Annotated in this window: 16 protein-coding genes and 1 pseudogene; 11 read left to right on the top strand and 6 right to left on the bottom strand. The window is 69.8% G+C overall.

The features are described 5' to 3' along the window. Positions 1-128 precede the first annotated feature (128 nt). Genes V4F39_RS27025 through V4F39_RS27005 form a run of 5 tightly spaced genes read left to right on the top strand, consistent with a single transcriptional unit; the run spans position 129 to position 4,842 of the window. Complete coding sequence (locus V4F39_RS27025) at positions 129-902, top strand: ABC transporter ATP-binding protein (protein WP_332293349.1); 774 nt, start codon at positions 129-131, stop codon at positions 900-902. Then, entirely contained in the window at positions 902-1,615 is a 714-nt protein-coding gene (locus V4F39_RS27020) for an ABC transporter ATP-binding protein (RefSeq protein ID WP_332293348.1), read from the top strand. The genes V4F39_RS27025 and V4F39_RS27020 overlap by 1 nt, the downstream gene beginning before the upstream one ends. Before the next feature lie 53 nt (positions 1,616-1,668). Continuing rightward, positions 1,669-2,880 carry an ABC transporter substrate-binding protein gene (locus tag V4F39_RS27015; protein WP_332293347.1) on the top strand — a complete coding sequence of 404 codons (1,212 nt, stop codon included), beginning with the start codon at positions 1,669-1,671 and terminating at the stop codon, positions 2,878-2,880. A 47-nt stretch (positions 2,881-2,927) separates the two neighbouring features. Further along, positions 2,928-3,815, top strand: a complete 888-nt coding sequence (locus V4F39_RS27010) for a branched-chain amino acid ABC transporter permease (protein ID WP_332293346.1) — start codon at positions 2,928-2,930, stop codon at positions 3,813-3,815. Positions 3,816-3,855: 40 nt separating this feature from the next. Continuing rightward, positions 3,856-4,842, top strand: a complete 987-nt coding sequence (locus V4F39_RS27005) for a branched-chain amino acid ABC transporter permease (RefSeq protein ID WP_378235198.1) — start codon at positions 3,856-3,858, stop codon at positions 4,840-4,842. A gap of 7 nt (positions 4,843-4,849) precedes the next feature. Here V4F39_RS27005 and V4F39_RS27000 read toward each other — a convergent pair whose 3' ends face one another. Together V4F39_RS27000 and V4F39_RS26995 are read right to left on the bottom strand one after the other, a co-directional pair. Continuing rightward, a complete protein-coding gene (locus V4F39_RS27000; protein WP_332293345.1) occupies positions 4,850-6,445 on the bottom strand; it encodes a hypothetical protein in 1,596 nt (531 codons plus the stop codon). Between the two features lie 132 nt (positions 6,446-6,577). Next, positions 6,578-7,264, bottom strand: a complete 687-nt coding sequence (locus V4F39_RS26995) for a YggS family pyridoxal phosphate-dependent enzyme (RefSeq protein ID WP_378235197.1) — start codon at positions 7,262-7,264, stop codon at positions 6,578-6,580. A 50-nt stretch (positions 7,265-7,314) separates the two neighbouring features. Here V4F39_RS26995 and V4F39_RS26990 point away from each other — a divergent pair, with 50 nt between their 5' ends. The 3 genes from V4F39_RS26990 to V4F39_RS26980 are packed head-to-tail and all read left to right on the top strand — an operon-like array spanning position 7,315 to position 10,130. Further along, on the top strand, positions 7,315-8,358 hold the full coding sequence (locus V4F39_RS26990) for a type IV pilus twitching motility protein PilT (protein WP_332293343.1): 1,044 nt from the start codon (positions 7,315-7,317) through the stop codon (positions 8,356-8,358). A 14-nt stretch (positions 8,359-8,372) separates the two neighbouring features. Further along, positions 8,373-8,966: a Crp/Fnr family transcriptional regulator gene (locus V4F39_RS26985; protein ID WP_332293342.1), complete on the top strand. Its 594-nt coding sequence runs from the start codon at positions 8,373-8,375 to the stop codon at positions 8,964-8,966. A 27-nt stretch (positions 8,967-8,993) separates the two neighbouring features. Next, positions 8,994-10,130, top strand: a complete 1,137-nt coding sequence (locus V4F39_RS26980; RefSeq protein ID WP_332293341.1) for a PilT/PilU family type 4a pilus ATPase — start codon at positions 8,994-8,996, stop codon at positions 10,128-10,130. A 36-nt stretch (positions 10,131-10,166) separates the two neighbouring features. On the opposite strand, the gene V4F39_RS26975 is transcribed toward V4F39_RS26980, so the two are convergent. Genes V4F39_RS26975 through V4F39_RS26965 form a run of 3 tightly spaced genes read right to left on the bottom strand, consistent with a single transcriptional unit; the run spans position 10,167 to position 11,860 of the window. Beyond that, complete coding sequence (locus V4F39_RS26975; RefSeq protein ID WP_332293340.1) at positions 10,167-10,814, bottom strand: BON domain-containing protein; 648 nt, start codon at positions 10,812-10,814, stop codon at positions 10,167-10,169. Beyond that, on the bottom strand, positions 10,811-11,407 hold the full coding sequence (locus V4F39_RS26970; RefSeq protein WP_332293339.1) for an SIS domain-containing protein: 597 nt from the start codon (positions 11,405-11,407) through the stop codon (positions 10,811-10,813). Before V4F39_RS26970 ends, V4F39_RS26975 begins: the two co-directional genes overlap by 4 nt. Positions 11,408-11,455: 48 nt before the next feature. Beyond that, entirely contained in the window at positions 11,456-11,860 is a 405-nt protein-coding gene (locus V4F39_RS26965; protein ID WP_332293338.1) for a YraN family protein, read from the bottom strand. Here V4F39_RS26965 and rsmI point away from each other — a divergent pair. From rsmI to V4F39_RS26950, 3 genes are all read left to right on the top strand, one after another. Continuing rightward, positions 11,859-12,764: a 16S rRNA (cytidine(1402)-2'-O)-methyltransferase gene (gene rsmI / locus V4F39_RS26960; RefSeq protein WP_332293337.1), complete on the top strand. Its 906-nt coding sequence runs from the start codon at positions 11,859-11,861 to the stop codon at positions 12,762-12,764. The two genes, V4F39_RS26965 and rsmI, sit on opposite strands and share 2 nt — an antisense overlap. Before the next feature lie 71 nt (positions 12,765-12,835). Continuing rightward, positions 12,836-14,311 (top strand): metalloprotease TldD, encoded by a 1,476-nt coding sequence (gene tldD / locus V4F39_RS26955; RefSeq protein ID WP_332293336.1) that lies wholly within the window; start codon positions 12,836-12,838, stop codon positions 14,309-14,311. A gap of 209 nt (positions 14,312-14,520) precedes the next feature. After that, the gene (locus V4F39_RS26950) at positions 14,521-15,639 is read left to right on the top strand and encodes a 3-deoxy-7-phosphoheptulonate synthase (RefSeq protein WP_332293335.1); all 1,119 of its coding nucleotides are present in this window, start codon (positions 14,521-14,523) and stop codon (positions 15,637-15,639) included. A gap of 38 nt (positions 15,640-15,677) precedes the next feature. Here V4F39_RS26950 and V4F39_RS26945 read toward each other — a convergent pair. Beyond that, positions 15,678-15,776: pseudogene (locus tag V4F39_RS26945) on the bottom strand (electron transfer flavoprotein subunit alpha/FixB family protein); the annotation flags it as partial.

Here is a 15,776-nt window from a genome sequence, read left to right as displayed (position 1 = left end):
GCGGGTCGAGCCAGCCGCGAGACGCGGCTAGCGCTCCAGGCGTCCATGCCGGCGCAGGCCGACATGGAGCCGCGCCCGTCTCTCCCCTCGGGGGATCATCCAACGTACCCGTTGGCCGAGAGGCTGTCATGAGCACCGACTACATCCTCGAGACGCGCGATCTCACCAAGGAGTTCAAGGGCTTCACCGCGGTCGACCGGGTGAACCTGCAGGTGCGCCGCGGCCACATCCACGCGCTGATCGGCCCCAACGGCGCGGGCAAGACCACCTGCTTCAACCTGCTGACGAAGTTCCTCACGCCCACGCGCGGCACCATCCTCTTCAACGGCACCGACATCACCGGCGAGAAGCCCGCGCAGATCGCCCGGCGGGGCGTGATCCGCTCGTTCCAGATCTCGGCGGTGTTCCCGCACCTCACGGTGCTGGAGAACGTGCGCATCGGGCTGCAGCGCTTCACGGGCACCTCGTTCCACTTCTGGAAAGGGCTCACCGGTCTGCGCCGGCTCGATGCCAAGGTGCTGGCGCTCCTGGAGCTGGTCGACCTGCGCGACATGGCCGACACCCGCGCCGGTGACCTCCCCTACGGCCGCAAACGCGCGCTGGAGATCGCCACCACGATGGCGATGGAGCCCGAGCTGATGCTGCTGGACGAGCCCACGCAGGGCATGGGCCACGAGGACGTCGACCGCGTCACCCGCCTCATCAAGCGCGTGGCCGAGGGGCGCACCGTGCTGATGGTGGAGCACAACATGAAGGTGGTCTCCAGCATCGCCGACCGGCTGACGGTGCTGGCCCGCGGCGCGGTGCTGGCCGAAGGCAACTACGCCGAGGTATCGAAGCACCCCGCGGTGCTGGAGGCCTACATGGGCAGCGAAGCGACCGAGCTGGTGGGGGCCCATTGATGGCCACCCCCGCGCTGGAAATCAAAGGCCTGAACGCCTGGTACGGCGAAAGCCACATCCTGCACGGCATCGACCTCAGCGTGCAGAGCGGCCAGGTGGTCACGCTGCTGGGCCGCAACGGCGCCGGCCGCACGACCACGCTGCGGGCCATCATGGGGCTGACGGGGCTGCGCAAGGGGTCGATCAAGGTGCACGGCACCGAGACCATCGGCCTGCCCACGCACCGCATCGCGCACCTGGGCATCGGCTACTGCCCCGAGGAGCGGGGCATCTTCGCCGCGCTGACCGCCGAGGAGAACCTGCGGCTGCCGCCCAAGCTCACCGCCGGCCGCGGCAAGGCGATGACCGAGGCCGAGCTGTACCAGATGTTCCCCAACCTCGGCGAGCGGCGCCAGAGCCCCGGCACGCGGCTGTCGGGCGGCGAGCAGCAGATGCTCGCGGTGGCCCGCATCCTGCGCACGGGCGCCGACATCCTGCTGCTCGACGAAATCTCCGAGGGCCTCGCGCCGGTGATCGTGCAGGCGCTGGCCCGCATGATCACCTCGCTGAAGGCCCAGGGCTTCACCATCGTGATGGTGGAGCAGAACTTCCGCTTCGCCGCCCCGCTGGCCGACCACTTCCACGTGATCGAGCACGGGCAGGTCGTCGAGTCCTTCCCCGCGGCCCAGCTCCCGGAAAAGCAGCGCGTGCTCGACGAACTGCTGAGCGTCTGAAACCGCCCACCCCCACCGATCGCCCCTTCCATCCCTCGACACAGGAGATCCGCATGAGCTTCCACTTCAAACGCCTCGCACTCGCCGCGGCCATGGCCTGCGGCTTCACTGCCGCCGCGCAGGCGCAGATCTCGGGCGACGTCGTCCGCATCGGGATCATCACCGACATGTCCAGCGTGTACGCCGACATCGACGGCGCCGGCGGCGTCGAGGCGATCAAGATGGCGATCGCCGACCACAAGGGCACGGTCGCCGGCAAAAAGATCGAGGTGGTGTTCGCCGACCACCAGAACAAGGCCGACGTCGCGGCCAGCAAGGCCCGCGAGTGGTTCGACACCCAGGGCGTGGACATGCTGATCGGCGGCACCAACTCCAGCACCAACCTCGCGATGGCGAAGATCGCCGCCGAGAAGAAGAAGCCCTTCATCTCGATCGGCGCCGCGACCGCCCGCCTGACCAACGAGGACTGCACGCCCTACACCGTGCACTATGCCTACGACACCGTCGCGCTGGCCAACGGCACCGGCAACGCGGTGGTGAAGGCCGGCGGCAAGAGCTGGTTCTTCCTGACCGCCGACTACGCGTTCGGCCACTCGCTGCAGTCCGACACCACCAACGTCGTGCAGAAGGCGGGCGGCAACGTGGTCGGCAGCGTGCGTGCGCCGCTGGGCGCGAGCGACTTCAGCTCCTTCTTGCTGCAGGCGCAGAGCAGCAAGGCGCAGATCCTCGGCCTGGCGAACGCCGGCGGCGACACGATCAACTCGATCAAGGCGGCCAACGAGTTCGGCATCACGAAGACGATGAAGCTCGCCGGGCTGCTGATGTTCATCAACGACATCCACTCGCTCGGCCTCAAGGCGACCGAAGGCATGTACCTGACCGACGGCTGGTACTGGAACCAGAACGCCGAGTCGCGCGCCTGGGCGAAGCGCTTCTTCGAGAAGATGAAGCGCATGCCCTCGATGCTGCAGGCCGCCGACTACTCGGCCACCACGCACTACCTGAAGGCCATCGAGGCCACCAAGACCGACGATGCCGACAAGGTCATGGCCCAGATGAAGGCGACGAAGGTCAACGACTTCTTCGCCAAGAACGGCACCATCGGCCCCGACGGCCGGATGCGCTACGACATGTACCTGATGCAGGTGAAGTCGCAGAAGGACTCGACCGAACCCTGGGACTACTACAAGGTGGTGCAGACCATCCCGGCCGACGAGGCCTACACCAAGCTGGCCGACAGCAAGTGCCCGCTGGTCAAGAAATGAGCTTGAGCCCCCGAGGCGCCTGCGGCGGCCGGTAGCGAGGATCTCCCATGTCGAACCTCTTTGACATCCCGCTGCCGGCGCTGCTCGGCCAGCTCCTGCTCGGCCTGGTGAACGGCTCGTTCTACGCGATGCTGTCGCTGGGGCTGGCGGTGATCTTCGGCATGCTCAACATCATCAACTTCGCGCACGGCGCGCTGTACATGATGGGGGCCTTCGTCGCCTGGATGGGGCTCGAGTACCTCGGGCTCAACTACTGGGCGATGCTGCTGCTGGCACCGCTGGTCGTCGGCGTGCTGGGCATCCTGATCGAGCGGCTGCTACTGCAGTGGCTGTACAAGCTCGACCACCTGTACGGCCTGCTGCTGACCTTCGGCATCACGCTGGTCACCGAGGGGATCTTCCGCTCGTTCTACGGCGTGTCGGGCCAGCCCTACCCGGTGCCCGACGCGCTGCAGGGCGCCACCAACCTCGGCTTCATGGTGATGCCCAACTACCGCGGCTGGGTGGTCATTGCCTCCGTGGTGGTGTGCCTGGCGGTATGGGCACTGATCGAGAAGACGCCGATCGGCGCGACGCTGCGCGCCGGCACCGAGAACCCGAAGCTGGTGCAGGCCTTCGGCATCAACGTGCCGCGCATGATCACGCTGACCTACGCCGGCGGCGTCGCGCTCGCCGCCTTCGCCGGCGTGCTGGCCGCGCCGATCCTGCAGGTCAACGCGCTGATGGGCAGCAACCTGATCATCGTCGTGTTCGCGGTGGTGGTGATCGGCGGCATGGGCTCGATCCTCGGCTCCATCCTCACCGGCCTCGGCCTCGGCGTGATCGAGGGGCTGACCAAGGTGTTCTACCCGGAGGCCTCGGCCACCGTGGTGTTCCTCATCATGGCGGTGGTGCTGCTGATCCGCCCCGCCGGCCTCTTCGGCAAGGAGAAGTGACGTGAGCACATCCCCGACGGCCCCGGCGGCCGCCACCGCGGTGCCCGCGCCCACGGCCGGCCGCTCGCCGCTGCTGGGCTACGCCGCCCTCTTCGCGGTGGTGGCGGCGCTGCCCTTCCTGGGCGCGTACCCCATCTTCGTGATGAAGGTGATGTGCTACGCGCTCTTCGCGTGCGCCTTCAACCTGCTGATCGGCTTCACCGGGCTGCTGAGCTTCGGCCACGCGGCCTTCCTGGGCGCCGCGGCCTACGCGGCCGGCCACGCGCTCAAGGTCTGGGGGCTGCCGATGCCGCTGGGGGTGCTGTTCGGCGTGCTGATGGCCGCGCTGGCCGGCGCCGCCTTCGGCTGGCTCGCCATCCGGCGCAGCGGCATCTACTTCTCGATGATCACGCTGGCGCTGGCGCAGATGCTGTTCTTCTTCTTCCTGCAGGCCCCCTTCACCGGCGGCGAGGACGGGCTGCAGTCGGTACCACGCGGCACCCTGCTGGGGCTGGACCTGTCGAGCGACCTGACGCTGTACTACGTGGTGCTGGGCATCTTCGCGCTCGGCTTCTGGCTGATCTACCGCACGGTGCATTCGCCGTTCGGCCAGGTGCTGACCTCGATCCGGGAGAACGAGGCCCGCGCCATCTCGCTCGGCTACGACGTGGACCGCTTCAAGCTCGTCGCCTTCGTGCTCTCAGCCGGCCTCGCCGGCCTCGCCGGCGCCACCAAGACCCTGGTGCTTGGCTTCGCGACGCTGACGGACGCGGTGTGGACCACCTCGGGCGCCGTGATCCTCATGACGCTGGTGGGCGGCATGGGCACGATGCTCGGGCCGATCGTCGGCGCGCTGATCATCATCGCGCTCGAGAACAAGATCGGCGACTTCGGCAAGGCGCTGGCCGACCTGACCGGCGTGGCCTGGTTCAACGGCCTGGGCGAATCGGTGAGCCTGGTGACCGGGCTGATCTTCATCGTCTGCGTGCTGGCGTTCCGCCGGGGCGTGGTGGGCGAGATCCTGCACCGCTGGCCCGGGCGGCGCTGACGGCCGCTCAGGCCGCGTCGAGCGCCACCGCGGGCCGGCCGGCGCTGCGCGGCCGGCGGCCCGGCGCGCGGCACATGTGCGGCACGTACCAGCCGATCGCACCGCCGATCAGCACCGAGGTGAAGATCATGCGCGCGGTGCTTTCCAGCAGCCGGGCCACCCGGTCGGCCGGCATCACCGCCGCGAAGAGCTGCAGCACCGTCCACTGCAGCAGGCCGAACACCGCCGCCAGCGCCGCCGCCTCGACCCAGCGCAGCCAGCGGGGCGGCACGCCCTCGCCGGGCAGGTGGTCGTCCGCCGCCCAGGCGATCGCGATGGTCGCGAAGAAGGTCATCAGCAGCCAGGGCCAGCGCTCCACCGTGAGGTGCCAGGCGCGCGAGAAGGCGCCGGGCGTGGCCAGCACCTGCAGCACGTTGCCCGGCGTCTCGAACGCGAAGCGGAAGAGCAGCGAGACCAGGAACGCAGCCGCGGCCGCGATGGCGCCCGACAACGCGTAGGCCGCGACGGGCCTGCGCTCGCCGGCCTTGCGGCTCGCGAAGGCCCACACCGACTTCGGGTAGACCGCCACCACGATCGCGATGGCATAGATGATGGGCACCATCACGAGCACGCGCAGGCTCATCGGCAGCGGCGTCGGATCGAAGATGCGCCGCGTCATCAGCGGCACGAAAAGCATCGCCAGGAAGACGATGCCCGTCACCAGCACCAGGTCGTGCGAGTTGAGCGGGCCGCGCGCCTCGGGCACCGGCGAGAAGCCCAGCTCCGCGAGCGCCATGCGCCGCTGCGCCTGGTTCCACCCGCGGTTGAGCACGCCGCCGCTGGCGAAGTCGCACAGCGCGCGCTGCAGGGCCGCCATGTCGGCGACGATCTTCTTGCGCATGTAGGCCACGAGGATCGAGTCGGTATCGCGGTCGAGCTCGATCAGCGTTGCGGCGCTGAGGATCTCGGCCTGCGCGGCCAGCCGGCTGCGCACGTCGGCCAACGCCGGGCGGTTCTCCTCGACGTAGCGCGCGTAGCCGCGCGCATCCTCCCAGTGCTGCACCTGCGTGTAGAGCGCAACGCTGCGCGCCCAGCGGTGGCGCAGGCTGTCCGGCGGCTCCTGCAGCCAGGCGGGCTCGACGCCGTGGGCCTTGAAGGCGGGCAGCATCTGCTCGATGGTGTCGGCGGCGGGCTCGTAGCGCGCGCTGCGCAGGTGCGCGCTCAGCTCGCGCACCTCGAACGGGATGTTGCCCACGCGCTGGAACCACTGCTTGACCGCCTCGTCGAGCTTGCCCAGCAGCGGGAAGTGCGGCAGCAGCGAGGTGAGCAGCAGCGCCGACAGCAGCGGCCCCGGCAGCGCCGTGGTCTGCTCGTCGACCTGCAGGAGGCGCCACAACATCGTCGGGTCGATCGCGGTGATGCCGCCGCCCAGCACGATGAACAGCATCACCATCGCCGCCACGTAGCCGCACCAGGCCGACCAGTAGCGCCAGAAGGTCGTGCTCGCCCGCATTGGGCGCGGGTTGCGGAAACGGTCGCGTGCGTACAGCACGACGACCAGCGCGCCGACGAGCCATTGCAGCACCAGGGCCTGGTCGGCCACCGCCATGATCGGATCGTTCATCGTGCGACTCCTCTGCCCGATGCCGCCGCGACCCGGCGTCGCGGTTGCATTCCAAGATAGGCGAGCAAGCGAGCGACCACCTCCGCCCGATGGGGGAGGCCCGACGGGGGAGCCCCGGACGCGGCGGGCGCCTCAGCCGCGGCCGCCGAAGATCGCGGTGCCGACCCGCACGAGGGTCGCGCCCTCGGCGATCGCGGCCTCCAGGTCGGCGCTCATGCCCATCGACAGGGTGTCGAGCGGCAGCCCGTCGGCGCGCAGCCGCTCGAACAGCGCGTGCAGCGCGCGGTGGGGGACGCGCTGGGCCTCGATATCGCCGGCCGGCTCGGGGATCGCCATCAGGCCGCGCAGCCGCAGGCGCGGCAGGGCCGCCACGGCCTTGGCCACGCCGGCGACCTCGGCGGGTGCCAGGCCGCTCTTGCTGGCCTCGCCGCTGATGTTGACCTGCAGGCAGACCTGCAGCGGCGGCAGGTGGTCGGGCCGCTGGTCGGACAGGCGCTGGGCGATCTTCAGCCGGTCGACGGCGTGCACCCAGTCAAAATTTTCCGCGACCGCCCGGCTCTTGTTGCTCTGGATCGGGCCGATAAGGTGCCAGTGGAGTTGCGCGCGAAGATCCGCCAGCGACTCGATCTTGGCCAGGGCCTCCTGGATGTAGTTCTCCCCGAAGGCCCGCTGGCCGGCGGCATGGGCTTCGCGCACCGCATCGGCGCCGAAGGTCTTGCTGACGGCCAGCAGCGTCACGTCGCCGGCGGGCCGCTGCGCGGCCGTGCAGGCGGCCGCGATGCGTGTTCGAACCTGTTCCAACCGTGTCGAAATGCTCACCATATGATTCCCGAGCCTAACCCAGCCGCCGCCCCCGGCGGCCTGCACTGATGGACATCACCCAGCTGCTCGCCTTCTCGGTCAAGAACAAGGCATCGGACCTGCACCTGTCATCGGGCCTGCCGCCCATGATCCGCGTGCACGGCGACGTGCGCCGCATCAACGTGGAGGCGCTCGACCACAAGACCGTGCACGACATGGTGTACGACATCATGAACGACGCCCAGCGCAAGGCCTACGAGGACACGCTGGAGTGCGATTTCTCGTTCGAGATCCAGGGCCTGGCGCGTTTCCGCGTCAACGCGTTCAACCAGAACCGCGGCGCGGGCGCGGTGTTCCGCACCATCCCGAGCAAGATCCTGACGCTGGAGCAGCTCAATGCGCCCAAGGTCTTCGCCGACCTGGCACTGCGCCCGCGCGGCCTGGTGCTGGTGACCGGCCCCACCGGCTCCGGCAAGAGCACGACGCTGGCCGGCATGGTCAACCACCTGAACGAAAACGAGTACGGCCACGTGCTGACGGTGGAAGATCCGATCGAGTTCGTGCACGAATCGAAGAAGTGCCTGGTCAACCAGCGCGAGGTCGGCCCGCACACGCTGAGCTTCAGCAACGCGCTGCGCTCGGCGCTGCGCGAAGACCCGGACGCCATCCTCGTCGGCGAAATGCGCGACCTGGAAACCATCCGCCTGGCGCTCACGGCCGCGGAAACCGGCCACCTGGTCTTCGGCACGCTGCACACCAGCAGCGCCGCCAAGACGATCGACCGCGTGGTCGACGTGTTCCCCGCCGCCGAGAAGGACATGGTGCGCGCGATGCTGTCGGAATCGCTGGTCGCGGTGATCTCGCAGACGCTGTGCAAGACCAAGGACGGCTCCGGCCGCGTCGCGGCGCACGAGATCATGATCGCCACCTCGGCCATCAAGAACCTGATCCGCGAGAACAAGATCGCCCAGATGTACTCGGCGATCCAGACCGGCCAGGGCCTGGGCATGCAGACGCTCGACCAGAACCTGGCCGACCTGGTGCGGCGCAACGTCATCACGCCGGCCGAGGCACGCAGCAAGGCCAAGACGCCGGAAAACTTTCCCGGCTGAGCACGGAGCCCGCCATGGACACCTCCGCATCGAGCGCGGCCTCGCAGGCCGGCGCGGCCCCGGCCGACGACACGCCGCCGCAGCGCTGCATCGGCTGGCCCGAGCGCGCGCCCGAGGTCGGCGCCCGTCCGATCGATCCGGCCGAAGGCGCGGCGCTGTTCGCCGAGGTCTGGCACCGCGAGCCGCATGTGCTGCCGCTCGATGCCGAGGAGCTGGCGCGGCTGTCGCGCTGGGCGCAGTTCGTCGAGGTGCCACCCGGCCGCACACTGATCCGCCAGGACGAGTTCGGCGACTACCTGGTGATGGTGCTCGAAGGCACGCTGGCCGTCGCCCGCAGCAACGCCGCCGGCGGCAGCACGCGGCTGGCCGAGGCGCGGCCCGGCGACATGCTCGGCGAGATGTCGCTGCTCGATGCGGGCTCGCGCTTCTCCGTCGTCACCACCCTCTCGACCAGCCGCCTGGCGGTGCTGCAGGCCGAGCCCTTCCGGCGCATGATGCGCGACGAACCACGCATCGCGCTGGCGCTGATGGCGGCGCTGTCGCGCCGGTTGTCGCTGCGCGTGCGGCAGCTCGGCGCCCGGCTCGGCGCGTTGCTGTCATCGACCTGAACACCGCCCCTGCGAGGAGACGAGACCATGGAAAGAGAACAGGCCGCCAAATTCGTCAGCGACCTGCTGCGGCTGATGGTCGCGCGCGGCGGATCGGACCTCTTCCTGACGGCGGAATTCCCGCCGGCGATCAAGGTCGACGGCAAGATCACCAAGGTGTCGCCCCAGCCGTTGACGGGCCAGCACACGCTGGCCCTGGCACGCGCGCTGATGAACGACAAGCAGTCGGCCGAGTTCGAGCGCACCAAGGAGTGCAACTTCGCGATCTCGCCGCAGGGTGTGGGCCGTTTCCGCTGCAACGCCTTCCTGCAGCAGGGCCACGTGGGCATGGTGCTGCGCACGATCCCCCAGACGCTGCCGACCATCGACGGGCTGAACCTGCCGCCCGTGCTGAAGGAAGTGACGATGACCAAGCGCGGGCTGGTGATCCTGGTCGGCGCCACCGGCTCGGGCAAGAGTACCTCGCTGGCGGCGATGGTTGACCACCGCAACCAGCACTCCCACGGCCACATCATCACCATCGAGGATCCGGTGGAGTTCGTGCATCCGCACAAGAACTGCATCGTCACCCAGCGCGAGGTGGGCCTGGACACCGACGGCTGGGACATCGCGCTGAAGAACACGCTGCGCCAGGCGCCCGACGTGATCCTGATGGGCGAAATCCGCGACCGCGAGACGATGGAACACGCCGTCGCCTTCGCCGAGACCGGGCACCTGTGCATGGCGACGCTGCACGCCAACAGCGCCAACCAGGCGCTGGACCGCATCATCAACTTCTTCCCGGAAGAGCGGCGCCAGCAGCTGCTGATGGACCTGTCGCTGAACCTGAAGGCGCTGGTGTCGCAGCGCCTGCTGCCGCTGCAGGAGGGCAAGGGCCGCATCGCGGCAGTGGAGATCCTGCTCAACACCCCGCTGGTGTCGGACATGATCTTCAAGGGCGAGGTCGGCGAGCTGAAGGAGCTGATGAAGCGCTCGCGCGAACTGGGCATGCAGACCTTCGACCAGGCGCTGTTCGACCTCTACGAGGCCCACGCTGTGAGCTACGAGGACGCGCTGCGCAACGCCGATTCGGTCAACGACCTGCGCCTGCAGATCAAGCTCAACAGCCAGCGCGCGCGCGGGGCCGACCTGGCGGCCGGCACCGAGCACCTGACCATCGTCTAGGGACGGCCGCCCCCGGCGGCGCGCCCCCGGCGGGCGTCAGGGCTTCTTCTCGACCACCGGCGACGGCGTGACGTTGGCCAGTTCCGCCTCAGTGATGACCTCGAACACGCGCACGACCTTCTGCACGCCGCCGACGCTGCGCGTCAGGTCGGAGGCACGGCCCGCCTCGCGTTCGGTCACGCGGCCCATCAGGTAGACGGTGCCGCGCTCGCTCACCACCTTGATCGCGTTGGCCTGCACATCCTTGGCGTCGACCAGCGTGGCCTTGACCTTGCTGGTCAGCAGCGCGTCGTTGGAGCGGGCGGTGAGCGAGCTGTTGCCCATCACCGCCAGTTCGTTGACCACCGACTTGACGTTCTCGACGCCGGCGACGGCCTGCTCCACCTTGAGGCGGGCGGCTTCGTCGGGCACTTCGCCGGTCAGCAGCACGACGCGGTTGTAGCTCGTGGCGTTGACGTGGCCGCGGTCGCCGATCGCTTGCGAGACGCGGTTGGCGGCCTTGAGCTCGATGCTCTGGTCGTCGACCTGGGTGCCGGTGGTCCGGCGGTCGGTCACGACCAGCGCACTGCCGACGGCGGCGCCGCCAATCAGCAGCGGCGCGCAGGCGCTCAGCGCCGCGCTCGCTGCGAGCAGCGACACGAGCAGGGCGGCCGAGCGGCGCGGGGTGGGTTTGAAATCGTTCATGAAGTGGGTTCCTGTTCGCCCATGAGCTGCACGTCCACGGCATCGCACAGGCAGTGCAGCGCCAGCACGTGGACTTCGCGGATGCGGGCCGCACGGTCGTGCGGCACCGCCAGATGCACGTCGGTCTCGGTCAGCTCGGCCGACAGCCCGGGGGCTGCACGGCCGGTGAACGCGATCACCGTCATGTCCTTGCCGTGCGCGGCCTGCACGGCCGCCACGATGCTGTCGTCGGGGCCGACCGGTGCGAGCACCACCAGCACGTCGCCCGGTGCGCCGAGCGCCAGGACCTGCTTGGCCAGCACATCGGCACCACGCTCGCGGGCCAGCGCGCTCGCCAGCACGCCGTCCGCGCCCAGCGCCAACGCGGCCAGCCCGGGGCGCTCGCGTTCGAAACGGCCGACGAACTGCGCGGCCAGGTGCTGGGCGTCGGCGGTGGCGGCACCGCTGCCGCACACCATCAACTTGCCGCCCGCGGTGATGCAGCCGAGCACCGCATGAACGGCGTCGGTCAGGGGCCGCGCGAGGGCGTCGGCGGCCTGCACCTGCAGGTCGGCGCACTCGAAAAACTGCTGCTGGATGCGCTGTTCAAGCATGACTGTGAATGATATGACAGCGATGCACCAAGACGGTTCCGCAACGGCTCAGCCCGCATCGAAGGCCGCGACCAGCCACTGCAGGGCGTCGCCCTCGATGCTGACCACGTCGAAGCGGCAGGGCGGCAGCGCGTCGAAGCGCAGGAGGTAGTGCTGGGCGGCGTAGACGATGCGCCGCTGCTTGACGCCGGTGATGCTGGCGGCCGCGCCGCCGTGGGCGGTGCCGCGGCGCAGCCGCACCTCGACGAACACCAGCGTGCCGTCGCGGTCGCGCATCACCAGGTCGACCTCGCCGGCCCGGCGCCCGGGGCCGCGCGCCACCCGATAATTGCGCTCCACCAGCACCAGCCCCTGGCGCTGCAGGTGCGCCAGCGCGCGGTCTTCGCCGTGCGCGCCGGCCGCACCGGTGGCCGGCGATGTGCCGGGATTGCCGCCCAACCGCCGCTTGAACATGTCCAGTGCCCTGACCCTCGTGCAGGCCGCCGCCGAGGCGGCCGGAGCGCAGCAGTATCCCGCAGGCACGCTGTACGTCGTCGCCACGCCGATCGGCAACCTGGCCGACATCACGCTGCGCGCGGTGCACGTGCTGGGCCTCGTCGACGCGGTGGCCTGCGAGGACACGCGGGTGACCGCCGGGCTGCTGAACCACCTCGGGCTGCACAAACCCCTGGTCGCGTTGCACCAGCACAACGAGCAGGCGGCCTCGGCGACGCTGGTGGAGCGCCTGGCGCGCGGCGAGCGCATCGCCTACGTCAGCGACGCCGGCACGCCGGCGGTCTCCGACCCGGGCGCCCGGCTGGTCGCGGCGGTGCAGGCCGCCGGCCACCGCACGGTGCCGCTGCCCGGCGCCAGCAGCGCGCTGGCCGCGCTGAGCGTGGCGGGCGACGGCGACAGCCCCGGCTTCGCGTTCGCCGGCTTCCTGCCGACCAAGGCCGGCGAGCGGCGCGCCGCGCTGCAGGCGCTGCTGGCGCAGCCGCTGACGCAGGTGCTGTTCGAGGCGCCGCACCGCATCGAGGCGCTGCTGCGCGAGCTGGCCGAAGCCGCGCCGGAACGCCGCGTGACGCTGGGCCGTGAACTGACGAAGCAGTTCGAGACCGTGGTCACGCTGCCCGCCGCCGAGCTGCCCGCCTGGATCGCCGCCGACGCCAACCGCCTGCGCGGCGAGTTCGTGCTGGTGCTCCACGCGCCGGCCCCGTCCGCCGCGGCGGACGCCGACGCACTGCCGGCCGAGGCCGAACGGGCGCTGCAGACCCTGCTGGCCGAGCTGCCGCTGAAGCAGGCCGTCTCGCTCGCGGCCACGTTGAGCGGCGCGCCGCGCAATGCGCTGTACCAGCGGGCGCTGGCGCTGCGCGGCTGACGGCGGCATCGCGCCGCGCGGCGGCGGCCCTGCTGGGCGCTCGGGGAATACCGGCTCCTATACTCGATCGCATGATCTCGCGCGAACCCACCCTCGAACGCCTCGCGCAAGCGCAAGGCCTGCTGCTCGAACCCTTCGGCCTCGCCGAAGCGACGTTGACGAAGGCCTTGCGCACGATCAGCGCGCACCGCATCGACGACGCCGACCTCTACTTCCAGACCACCCGCCACGAAGGCTGGAGCCTGGAGGAAGGCATCGTGAAGAGCGGCAGCTTCTCGATCGACCAGGGCGTCGGCGTGCGCGCGGTCGCCGGCGAGAAGACGGCGTTCGCCTATTCCGACGACATCTCCGAGGCCTCGCTGCTCGACGCGGCGCGCACCGTGCGCACGATCGCCGCCGCCGGCCAGAGCGTGTCGGTCAAGGTGCCCGGCAAGGGCAAGGTGGCCGGCAGCCGCGTGCTGTACGCGCCGACCGACCCGATCGGCACGCTCGACAGCGCGCAGAAAGTCGCGCTGCTCGAGAAGACCGAAAAGCTCGCGCGCAGCAAGGACCCGCGCATCGTGCAGGTGATGGCGGGCCTGGCGGCGGAATTCGACGTCGTGATGGTCGCGCGCGCCGACGGCACCCGCGCGGCCGACGTGCGGCCGCTGGTGCGGCTGTCGGTCACCGTGATCGCCGAGCAGACGGTGAACGGCGTGGTACGCCGCGAAGTGGGCTCCGGCGGCGGCGGCGGGCGCTTCGGCCTGGGCTACTTCCAGGACGCGCAGATCGAGCAGTACGTCGACCAGGCGGTGAACGCCGCGCTGGTGAACCTCGAGTCGCGCCCGGCCCCCGCCGGCGAGATGACCGTGGTGCTCGGCCCCGGCTGGCCCGGCATCCTGCTGCACGAGGCGATTGGCCACGGGCTGGAGGGCGACTTCAACCGCAAGGGTTCCAGCGCCTTCAGCGGCCGCATCGGCAAGCGCGTGGCCGCCAAGGGCGTGACGGTGCTCGACGACGGCACGCTGCCCGACCGCCGCGGCAGCCTGAACGTCGACGACGAAGGCAACGCGACGCAGCGCACCGTACTGATCGAGGACGGCATCCTGCGCGGCTACATCCAGGATGCGATGAACGCGCGCCTGATGGGCGTCAAGCCCACCGGCAACGGCCGCCGCGAAAGCTACGCCCACGTGCCGATGCCGCGCATGACCAACACCTACATGCTCGGCGGCGACAAGTCGAAGGAAGAGATCGTCGCCAGCATCCGCCGCGGCCTGTACGCGACCAACTTCGGCGGCGGCCAGGTCGACATCACCAGCGGCAAGTTCGTGTTCTCGGCGAGCGAGGCCTTCTGGGTCGAGAACGGCAAGATCCAGTACCCGGTGAAGGGCGCGACGCTGATCGGCAACGGCCCCGATGCGTTGACGCGCGTCAGCATGATCGGCAACGACATGCAGCTCGACTCCGGCGTCGGCACCTGCGGCAAGGAAGGCCAGAGCGTGCCGGTCGGCGTGGGCCAACCCACGCTGCGCATCGACGGCCTCACGGTCGGCGGAACCGCTTGACGCCGCGCGCGGCCCAGGGCTACATTCGGCTCCCTATGCAATTCGCCGGCTACTTTTTTGGCTACTTTTGGTTCTCGCACCGCCCAGCGGTTGGAGAGGCAAGCGCGTAGCTGAAAAAGAAACGAGCAAACCGAATCCACAAACCGCCGGGCGACCCCCGGCGGTTTTTTTTCGTCCCGCCCTCTCCACGCACCCAACCCGCCCCCGCCATGACCAACGCCTACATCCCCGCCAGCGAAGGCTGGCAATCGCCCATCGACCGCACCAGCCAGACCGACGACGAACGCATCAAGGACATCGTGACGCTCCCGCCCCCGGAACACCTGATTCGCTTCTTCCCGATCCGCGGCACGCCGATGGAGCGGCTCGTGTCGGACACGCGGGCAGCCATCCGCCGCATCCTGCACCGGCAGGACGACCGGCTGCTGGTGATCATGGGCCCGTGTTCGATCCACGATCCGGAGGCGGCGATCGACTACGCCAAGCGCCTGAAGGTGCAGCGCGAGAAGTACGCCGGCACGCTGGAGATCGTGATGCGCGTGTACTTCGAGAAGCCGCGCACCACGGTGGGCTGGAAGGGGCTGATCAACGACCCCTACCTCGACGAGACGTACCGCATCGACGAGGGCCTGCGCATCGCGCGCCAGCTGCTGCTGGACATCAACCGCCTGGGCATGCCCGCGGGCAGCGAGTTCCTCGACGTGATCTCGCCGCAGTACATCGGCGACCTGATCGCGTGGGGCGCGATCGGCGCGCGCACCACCGAGAGCCAGGTGCACCGCGAGCTGGCCTCGGGCCTGTCGGCGCCCATCGGCTTCAAGAACGGCACCGACGGCAACATCAAGATCGCGCTCGACGCGATCCAGTCGGCCTCGCGCCCGCACCACTTCCTGTCGGTGCACAAAAACGGCCAGGTCGCGATCGTCGAGACCTCCGGCAACGGCGACTGCCACGTGATCCTGCGCGGCGGCAAGGCGCCGAACTACGGCGCCGAACACGTCGCCGCGGCCTGCCGGGAGCTGGAGGCCGCCCAGCTCGACGCGACGCTGATGGTCGACTGCAGCCACGCCAACAGCAGCAAGCAGCACCAGAAACAGCTCGACGTGTCGCGCGACGTGGCGCAGCAGCTGCGCGACGGCAGCCGCGGCATCTTCGGCGTGATGGTCGAGAGCCACCTCAAGGCCGGCGCGCAGAAGTTCAGCGCGGGCAAGGACGATCCGTCCCGGCTCGAGTACGGCCAGAGCATCACCGACGCCTGCCTGGGCTGGGACGATTCGCTGCAGGTGCTGGACGTGCTGAGCGAGGCGGTGAAGGCCCGCCGAGGTTGAGCAGGGGCGGGCCGGGCGGGGCCCGGCCTCGCAGGCGCCTAAAGCGCCTTCACCAGCTCCGGCACCGCCGTGAACAGGTCCGCCTCCAGCCCGTAGTCGGCCACCGAGAAGATCGGCGCCTCCGGGTCCTTGTTGAT

The sequence above is a fragment of the Aquincola agrisoli genome, assembly GCF_036621135.1.
Taxonomy (GTDB): domain Bacteria; phylum Pseudomonadota; class Gammaproteobacteria; order Burkholderiales; family Burkholderiaceae_C; genus Aquincola; species Aquincola agrisoli.
This window is presented reverse-complemented; position numbering and strand designations above follow the sequence as displayed.